The organism is Pseudomonas sp. (assembly GCF_036404235.1).
In the GTDB taxonomy this organism is placed as follows: Bacteria; Pseudomonadota; Gammaproteobacteria; order Pseudomonadales; family Pseudomonadaceae; genus Aquipseudomonas.
The window spans coordinates 1-9,023 of the sequence record NZ_DASWOT010000121.1 but is presented as its reverse complement, the minus strand read 5'-3'; the positions used below and the strand labels follow the sequence as shown (position 1 = coordinate 9,023).

The 9,023-nt window shown below is 60.0% G+C and carries 6 protein-coding genes; 2 read left to right on the top strand and 4 right to left on the bottom strand.

Features of this window, described 5'->3' with window-relative positions; all coding sequences use genetic code 11:
• The 4 genes from urtD to urtA all read right to left on the bottom strand — a co-directional run.
• Positions 1-745, bottom strand: a 745-nt coding sequence (urtD, locus tag VGC62_RS15580; RefSeq protein ID WP_331187974.1) for an urea ABC transporter ATP-binding protein UrtD, incomplete at its 3' end; no start/stop codon positions are given.
• Positions 742-1,923, bottom strand: a complete 1,182-nt coding sequence (gene urtC, locus VGC62_RS15575; protein ID WP_331187973.1) for an urea ABC transporter permease subunit UrtC — start codon at positions 1,921-1,923, stop codon at positions 742-744. The genes urtD and urtC, both read right to left, overlap by 4 nt.
• Before the next feature lie 25 nt (positions 1,924-1,948).
• Complete coding sequence (gene urtB / locus VGC62_RS15570; RefSeq protein WP_331187972.1) at positions 1,949-2,866, bottom strand: urea ABC transporter permease subunit UrtB; 918 nt, start codon at positions 2,864-2,866, stop codon at positions 1,949-1,951.
• Between the two features lie 151 nt (positions 2,867-3,017).
• A complete protein-coding gene (urtA, locus tag VGC62_RS15565; protein WP_331187971.1) occupies positions 3,018-4,262 on the bottom strand; it encodes an urea ABC transporter substrate-binding protein in 1,245 nt (414 codons plus the stop codon).
• A 280-nt stretch (positions 4,263-4,542) separates the two neighbouring features.
• Here urtA and VGC62_RS15560 point away from each other — a divergent pair, with 280 nt between their 5' ends.
• Together VGC62_RS15560 and VGC62_RS15555 are read left to right on the top strand one after the other, a co-directional pair.
• Positions 4,543-7,944, top strand: coding sequence for an ATP-binding protein (locus VGC62_RS15560; protein WP_331187970.1), 3,402 nt, complete (start codon positions 4,543-4,545; stop codon positions 7,942-7,944).
• A complete protein-coding gene (locus VGC62_RS15555; protein WP_331187969.1) occupies positions 7,919-8,590 on the top strand; it encodes a response regulator in 672 nt (223 codons plus the stop codon). The genes VGC62_RS15560 and VGC62_RS15555 overlap by 26 nt, the downstream gene beginning before the upstream one ends.
• Positions 8,591-9,023 lie beyond the last annotated feature (433 nt).

The window sequence follows — 9,023 nt, the reverse complement described above, 5'->3', positions numbered from 1 at the left end:
CTTCGATGACTTTCGGGTTTTTCTGCACCGACTCCATGCTGCCTTCGGCCAGCACCTTGCCCTGGTGCAGCACCGTGACCTTGTGCGCGATGCTCTTGACGAACTCCATGTCGTGCTCGATCACCAATACCGAACGCCCCTGGCTAATGCGCTTGAGCAAGTCCGCCGTTTGCGCACGCTCGCTAACGCTCATCCCCGCCACTGGCTCGTCGAGCATCAGCAGTTCCGGGTCTTGCATCAGCAGCATGCCGATCTCCAACCACTGTTTCTGGCCGTGGGACAACAACCCCGCCTGCTGCTCCAGCAACTCGCCGAGGAAAATGTCCGCGGCGACTTCTTTCACCCGGTCCACCACGTGTTGGGTGCGCTGGAAGAACAGCGCGCCGAACACCGTGCGGCCCTTGGGAAACGACATCTCCAGGTTCTCGAACACGCTCAGGTTGTCGTAGATCGAGGGCGTCTGAAACTTGCGCCCCACACCTGCACGGACGATGTCGTACTCGTTCATTTTGGTCAGCTCGCGGCCTTCGAACTGAATGCTCCCGCCGGTGGCGCGAGTCTTGCCGCAGATCAGGTCAAGCACCGTGGTCTTGCCCGCTCCATTGGGCCCGATGACCACCCTCACTTCGTTGCGGTCGATGTACAGGTTGAGGTCGTCCACTGCCTTGAAGCCGTCGAACGACACGGTCAGGCCTTCGATGGCCAGCACCGGTTTGCTCATCTGAAAACCCGTCGGGCTGGTCATGGCTGAGTCTCCAGAGGGCTGGACGATGGTTTGTCAGCGGGTACGACGTTCAGCGGCTTGGCGGCGACCGGCGCGATGGGTGCAGGTGCCGTTTTGCGCGTCAGTCCGGCGAGCCATTTACGCCCGTGGCTTTCCCACAAACCGGCCAGGCCGTTGGGGAAATACATCACCACCGCGATGAACAAACCGCCCATCAGGTACAGCCATAATTCGGGAAAGGATTCGGAAAAGTAGGTCTTGCCGTAGTTGACCAGCAACGAACCGTACACCGCGCCCAGCAGCGACATACGCCCACCGACGGCGGCAAAGATCACCATCTCGATGGAGGGCACGATGCCGACGAAGGACGGCGACATGAAGCCCACCTGCAAGGCGAACATCGCCCCGCCGATGGCCGAAAACCCGGCCGCCACGCAGTACACGAAAATCTTGAAGGTGGCGACGTCGTAGCCGGAAAACCGCACCCGCTCTTCCTTGTCGCGCATCGCCATCAGCAACCGGCCCAGCTTGGAAGCGAGGATGAATTTACCGATCAGGATGCAGCCAAACAGCAAGGCGGCGTTGATGAAATACAGCGCCAGCTTGGCGCCGTCGCCACGGATGTCCCAGCCGAGCAGGGTCTTGAGGTCGGTGATGCCATTGACCCCGCCGGTCAAACCTTGTTGGCCGATGATCAGCACCGTGAGGATCAGGGCGATGGCTTGGGTGACGATGGAGAAGTACACATCGCCGACCCGACGTTTGAACAGCGCGGCGCCAATAATCAACGCCAGCACCACCGGCACTACGATTACCGCAATCACCGTGAAGGTGAAGCTGTGAAACGGCACCCACAGCCATGGCAATTCAGTGATCTGGTTCCAGTCCATGAAATCCGGAATACCGGGCGTCGACTGAATCTTCGTACTTTCAGGGTCCGACGCCTCGAGCTTGAGAAACATCGCCATGCAGTAGCCGCCAAGGCCGAAGAACACCCCCTGCCCCAGGCTGAGAATCCCGCCGTACCCCCAGCACAACACCAAGCCGACGGCGACGAAGGCGTAGGTCAGGTATTTGCCAATCATGTTCAAGCGAAAGGCGTCCAGCGTCAGCGGGAACACCACCAGAATCAACGTGGCCAGGATCAGCAGGCCAATCACGCCCTGCCGTCCGCCAAGCATTTTATTTAGCGCGTTCATTGGGGCCGCCTCTATTTGCGCACACTTATTTACGAACCTTGCTGGCGAACAACCCTTGCGGGCGCATCAGCAGGATCAGGATCACTGCCGACAGGGTCAGCACCTTGGCCATCGAACCGCTCATGAAGAACTCCGAGAGCGATTGGGTCTGGGCAATGGCGAATGCAGAAGCAATGGTGCCGAACAGGCTTTGTGCGCCGCCGAACACCACCACCAAAAAGGTGTCGACGATGTACAGCGAACCCGCCGTGGGGCCGGTGGAACCGATGGTGGTAAACGCCGCCCCGGCCACGCCCGCGACACCGCAACCCAGGGCGAAGGTCATGCGATCAACCTTGCGGGTATTGATGCCGACCGCGCGGCTCATGATGCGGTTCTGCACCGTGGCACGAACGTGCAGGCCCCAGCGGGTGCGATACAACATCAGAAAAATCCCGCCCGTCATCAACACGGTCAGGGCCATGACGAACAGGCCATTGCGCGGGATTTCGATGGCGTCGGTCAGGTTCACCGCACCCATTAGCCACTCCGGTGGGTTAGCGCTGACTTCACGCGCCCCGAATATCGAGCGAAACGCCTGCTGCATCACCAGCGACAAACCCCAGGTGGCCAGCAAGGTGTCCAGCGGTCGATGGTAGAGGCGACTGATCATCACCCATTCCACCAGCCAGCCGACGGCCCCAGCCACCACGAACGACAGCGCGATGGCGAAGAAAAAGTAATACGGCTGCATCGACGGGCAATAGGTTTGCACCAGGCTCGACAGCACGTAGGTGGTGTAGGCGCCAATGGTGAGGAACTCACCGTGTGCCATGTTAATCACGCCCATCTGACCAAAGATGATCGCCAACCCCAGGGCCATCAGCAGCAGCACGCAGAACACGGACAGCCCGTTGAACCCCTGCATCGCCGCGATGGCACCAAATTCCGATAGCCATTCCATGATGATGGTCTCCGAGTTGAACAAAGCGAGATTCTGGCTTGTAGACGTTGTGCAACAGACGCGTACCTGTAGGGGCCAACGTGTTGGCGATGCGCCGTGTCAGGCTCACCGCCTCGCGAACACGTTCGCGCCTACAGAATTGCTCCAGGCGTTACTGGTAGCCCTTGGGAAACGGATTCGGCTCGATCAGGTCCGACTCGTAAATCACCTTGAACTGGCCGTTGGCCTGGACTTCGCCAATGCGGGTCTTGCTCCACAAGTGATGGTTTTCGTGGATTTTGACGTAGCCTTCAGGCGCGGTTTTCAGCTCGATACCAGGGGATGCGGCGACCACTTTGTCGACGTCGAAACTGCCGGCTTTCTCGACAGCGGCTTTCCACAGCCATGGGCCCAGATAGGCTGCCTGAGTCACGTCGCCCATCACCGAATCCTTGCCGTACTTGGCCTTGAAGGCTTCAACGAAGGCTTTGTTGTTCGGGTTGTCGAGGCTCTGGAAGTACTTCATCGAGGCGTAGAACCCTTCCATGTTTTCACCGCCGATGCCCAACAACTCATCCTCGGTCACCGACAGGGTCAGCAGGTTCTGCTTGGCCGAGGTCACGCCTGCAGCTTTCATCTGCTTGTAGAACGCCACGTTGGAGCCACCAACCACAGCGGCGAAGACCACATCGGGTTTCTTCAGCTTGACCTTGTTGATCAACGAGCCGAACTGGGTGTTACCCAGCGGGTAATAGTCTTCGCCGACCACGGTGCCGTGCAGCACGTTTTCGATGTGTTTGCGGGCGATCTTCATCGAAGTGCGCGGCCAGATGTAGTCCGAGCCGATCAGGTAGAACGTCTTGGCGCCCTTCTCTTTGGCGATCCAGTCGAGGCTGGCGAGAATCTGCTGAGTGGCTTCCTGGCCGGTGTAAATCACGTTTTTCGACTGCTCCAGGCCTTCATAGAAGGTCGGGTAGTACAACAGGCCATTTTCTTTTTCAAACACGGGCAGCACCGCTTTGCGCGAGGCCGACGTCCAGCAACCGAACACCGCCGCGACTTTGTCCCCCACCAACAGCTTCTTGGCTTTTTCGGCGAAGGTTGGCCAGTCGGAGGCGCCGTCTTCCTGAATGATCTTGATCTGCCGTCCGAGGATGCCGCCCGAGGCGTTGATCTGGTCGATGGCCAGGCGTTCGGCCTGAATCGAACCGGTTTCGGAAATCGCCATGGTCCCGGTGGCCGAGTGCAATTGGCCGACGGTCACTTCGGTGGGCGTGACCGCCAAACCAGTGGTATTGGCGTCATCGGCCAGGGTGGCCTGGCTAAACACACTGGCGGCGATCAGCGACAGCGCTGCCGCACCCAACGCCAGGCGTCGAGGAAGAAAGCGCGTGGGGCCTGTCAGTCGTGAATCCATGTTCTCGCTCCTGTGCTGGTGATTCGCGGCCAGGCCCGTGAGAGGCCTGTCGCGAGGTGGGAGCAAGGATGAGCGAGGCGGATAAAAGCCGGTATACGCAGCATGACGTATCGGTGTACGTCATTTGACGTAGCGCCAGATTTCACACCAACAGGCATGATTGCGCCCGAGCTTGCCTGCGGGCACAAAAGTTGCTGCTTCAATGCGAATACCTGTTGGAACGTCGCCCGCTCGCTCCAACGGGACTGCGATATCGCTCTTTCACCTCAGGAACCTCACCGTGCGACCCTCAGGCTCCCAACGCATCATCAAGGTGCGCCGCGATTACAACCGCCTGGTCGCCGACGAGACCATGGAAGACTACGCCCTGCGGTTCACCCCGAAATCCTTCCGCAAGTGGTCGGAATTCCGCATCGCCAACACGGCCGTTGGCGCCGTGTCATTCCTGGCGCTGGAAGCCATCGGCGGCGCGCTGGTGATGAGTTACGGCTTCACCAACACCTTGTGGGCAATCATCGCCATGGCCGTGGTGATCTTCTTTACCGGCCTGCCAATCAGCTATTACGCCGCCCGCTATGGCGTGGACATGGACCTGCTGACTCGCGGCGCAGGCTTCGGCTATATCGGCTCGACCATTACTTCGCTGATCTACGCCAGTTTCACGTTCCTGTTTTTCGCCCTGGAAGCGGCGATCATGGCCCTGGCGCTGGAGCTGTACTTCCACATTCCGCTGGCGCTGGCGTACGTGATCTGCTCGATCATCGTCATCCCGCTGGTGGCTTACGGCATCACCCTGATCAGTCGCCTGCAAATGTGGTCGCAACCCTTGTGGCTGACGCTGCTGATCGTGCCGTACGTGTTCGTGATTTGGAAAAACCCTGATGCCCTGAGCGACCTCACCAGTTTCGCTGGGCGCGAAGGCGAAGGCGGCACCTTCAATCTGCTGCTGTTTGGTGCGGCGTTCAGCGTCGCGCTGTCGCTGGTGACGCAGATTGGCGAACAAGTCGATTACCTGCGCTTTCTGCCGGAAAAAACCCGGCACAACCGCAGGCGCTGGTGGGCCGCGCTGCTGATGGCCGGACCCGGCTGGGTAATTCCCGGCGGATTGAAAATCATGGCCGGGGCCTTTCTCGCGTTTCTCGCGCTGCAACACCAAGTGCCCATCGAGCGCGCCGCAGAACCCACCCAAATGTACCTGGTCGCGTTTCAATACGTGTTCATGTCCCCGGAATGGGCGCTGGCGGCCATGGTGCTGTTCGTGATCATTTCCCAGATCAAGATCAACCTGACCAACGCCTACGCAGGCTCGCTGGCCTGGTCGAACTTCTTCGCACGCGTGACCCACAGCCATCCGGGCCGAGTGATCTGGCTGGTGTTCAACGTCGCCATTGCGCTGATCCTCATGGAACTGGGGGTATTCGATGCCATCGAGCAAGTGCTGGGGCTGTACGCCAATGTCGCCATCGCCTGGATCGGTGCATTGGTCGCCGATCTGGTCATCAACAAGCCGTTGGGGCTGTCACCCAGGTACATCGAATTCAAGCGCGCGCACCTTTACGACATCAACCCGGTGGGCGTCGGTGCGATGTCGATTGCCTCGCTGCTGTCGATCTGCGCCCATTTCGGTGCGTTTGGCGAATTGGCCCAGGCCGCGCCGCCGTTGATTTCCCTGACCACCGCGCTGATCGCCGCGCCATTGATCGCCTGGTTGACCAAAGGCCGCTACTACATAGCCCGCACCAGTGATACCCGTCTGTTATTCCCCACAGGGCAACAAAAAAGCAGCCTGCGCTGCGGTGTGTGCAGCAACGCCTTCGAGACCCCCGACATGGCATGGTGCCCGGCATACGGCTCGCCGATCTGCTCGTTGTGCTGTTCGCTGGATGCCCGCTGCGGCGATCAATGCAAAACCCGCGCACGGCTGTCGATGCAGTTCGAAGACCTGGTCAGCCGGCTGTTTCCGCGACTGCCACTCACCTATCTGCACAGCCGACTGGCGCAATACCTGGGGCTGCTCACCGTGTTGGTGCTGACGTTGTCCGGCGCCTTGGCGCTGATCTACAGCCAGGTGGCCCACAGCCTGATCGATCAATCGTCGCAGGTGCATCACACGCTGCTACTGGCATTTCTCAAGGCGTTTTTCACCTTCTGTGTATTTGCCGGCATCCTCGCTTGGTGGGTGGTGCTGACCCGCGAAAGCCGCCGCGTGGCGCTTGAGGAGTCAGAACGGCAAACCGCCCTGCTGATGCAGGAAATCGACGCCCACCACAAGACCGACCAAGCCCTGCAAGAAGCCAAAGAGGCCTCCGAAGCCGCCAACGCGGCGAAAAGCCGTTACGTCACAGGGCTGTCCCACGAGTTGCGTACCCCACTCAACAGCATTCTCGGTTTTACCCAAATCCTGCAACGCGACGCCGCCACGCCGAGCAAGCATCAGGACTCGCTAGCGACCATCATGCGCAGCAGCTCGCACCTGTTGTCACTGATCGACGGCTTGCTCGACGTCGCCAAAATCGAAGCCGGCAAGCTGCGCCTTGAACCCTCGGAAATCCTGTTGCAGGAATTCTTGAACGATCTGCAGAAAATGTTCGCCAGCACCGCGCGCGAGAAAGGTTTGCACTTTCGCCTGGACCTGATCGGGCGCATGCCAGAGGTGGTGCGCGGCGACGAAAAACGCGTGCGGCAGATTCTGATCAACCTGTTGGGTAACGCGATTAATTTCACTGACAGCGGCGAGGTCTGCCTGCGAGTCAGCTATCGTCGGGAAACCGCTATTTTCGATGTGATCGACACCGGCATCGGCATCGCCCCCGAGCAGATCGAGCGGATCTTTCAGCCGTTCGAACGGGGTGGTTTGGTACGCCAGGACAACGGCGTCGGGCTGGGGCTGACCATTACTCGCATGCTCACCGCCTTGATGGGCGGGGCCTTGTCGGTCACCAGCCAGCCTGACGAAGGGACGCGGTTTCAGGTGCGTTTGTTTTTGTCGGAAGTGCGAGTGCCCAAGGCGGTGATCGACGTCGCCCATGACGTGACCGGCTATGACGGCCGCCGCCGCTTGATTCTGGTGGTGGATGACCACATCGAACACCGCAAGGTCATCAGCGGCATGCTCGCGCCGCTGGGGTTCGACATCGCCCAGGCGGCCAATGGGCAAGAGGCGGTCAGGCAAGTCTCGTTGCTGCACCCGGACCTGATCCTGATGGACCTGTCGATGCCGGACATGGACGGCTGGGCCACCAGCCGCATGATCCGCCGCAATGCCTTGTCCCTGGCACCGATCATCGTGTTGTCGGCCAACGCCAATGCCTTTGCCGATGACAAGGAACGCAGCTTGCAAGTGTGCAACGACTACCTGGCCAAACCCGTACACCTGCAACAGTTGCTGGATCGCATCCAGCATCACCTGCAACTGACCTGGCAAAGGCGATTGCGCAGCATCCCGCCAGCCAAACCCTCAGGCACCCTACCCTCGCGCAAGGATCTGGAAGAACTGTACGAGCTGTGTGGCCTGGGTTACGTGCGGGGCATTCAGCAGAAACTCGACGCCATCGAGCGTGACAATACCCACAGCGTCGGTTTTGTCACCGACCTGCGCACACTGGTTTCAGGCTTTCGCCTGGATGAACTGAGTCTTCAATTGAAGGAGGCCCTCAATGGACGCTATGACCCGAGCCGCTGAAAACGGGGTAATCCTGATCGTCGACGACACCCCCGACAACCTGGCGTTGCTCTCCGATGCACTGGACGAAGCCGGCTACATGGTGTTGGTGGCGCTGGACGGTCACAGCGCGTTGAATCGCATCCAGCGGCGACGCCCGGACCTGATCCTGCTGGATGCGATGATGCCGGGGCTTAATGGTTTCGATACCTGCCGACAGATCAAGGCACAAACCGACACGGCGAACATTCCGGTGCTGTTCATGACCGCGCTGACCGACAGCGAGCACGTGGTGCAGGGGTTCGAGGCCGGCGCCATCGACTATGTGACCAAGCCGATCCAATGCGCGGAAGTGCTCGCGCGGGTGGCCTCACACTTGCGCACCGCGCGCATCTTGCAATCGGCCCGCATTGCCTCGCAACCCATGGGTTTTGATGACAAACCAGCCAATTGCAGGCTGTCCAGCCGCTTCCAACTAACAGAACGGGAAATCGAGGTGCTGCGCTGGGTCTCCTGCGGCAAGACCAACAAGGACATCGCCGACATCCTGCAATTGAGCCCGCGTACCGTGAACAAACACCTGGAGCACATCTACGTCAAACTCGGCGTGGAAACCCGCACCGCCGCGACCTCGGTGGCGCTGGCGGCAATGACCGAGCGGGTTTGAAGGGGCACCCGACAGACCCCGAATATTGAGCGCCTGTTATGGCTTTTCGCGAATGAATTCGCTCCTACAACTGATCAACCGCCACATTGAAGACCTCCTCCAGCGACGCGGCGCGACAGGCAATTGTGGTTGAGGACGCAGCTCAACCGCTGTCTGACCGACGTGTAGGAGCGAACCTGTTCGCGAAGCGGTGTCTCAGGCGCACCGCGCTGGTTGACTCGCCAACAAGTTGGCTCCTACAGATTGAAGTGCCCGTCGCGGCGAGCCATTGGCGGAGGTCTTCAATGTGGCTGTTGATCAGTTGTAGGAGCGAACTTGTTCGCGAGGCGAAGTCTCAGGCGCCACGTTGCTCGCCTCGCCGACCGCGCATGCCGGGTTTACTGCCGCTGCGCGCCAGACCGAAGGGCCGGCTTGCCAATAAGCCACTTGAGCA

Coding starts and splice junctions, on each gene's coding strand:
- urtC (WP_331187973.1), bottom strand. CDS start 1,923: ATGAACGCGCTAAATAAAATGCTTGGCGGACGGCAGGGCGTGATTGGC.
- urtB (WP_331187972.1), bottom strand. CDS start 2,866: ATGGAATGGCTATCGGAATTTGGTGCCATCGCGGCGATGCAGGGGTTC.
- urtA (WP_331187971.1), bottom strand. CDS start 4,262: ATGGATTCACGACTGACAGGCCCCACGCGCTTTCTTCCTCGACGCCTG.
- VGC62_RS15555 (WP_331187969.1), top strand. CDS start 7,919: ATGGACGCTATGACCCGAGCCGCTGAAAACGGGGTAATCCTGATCGTC.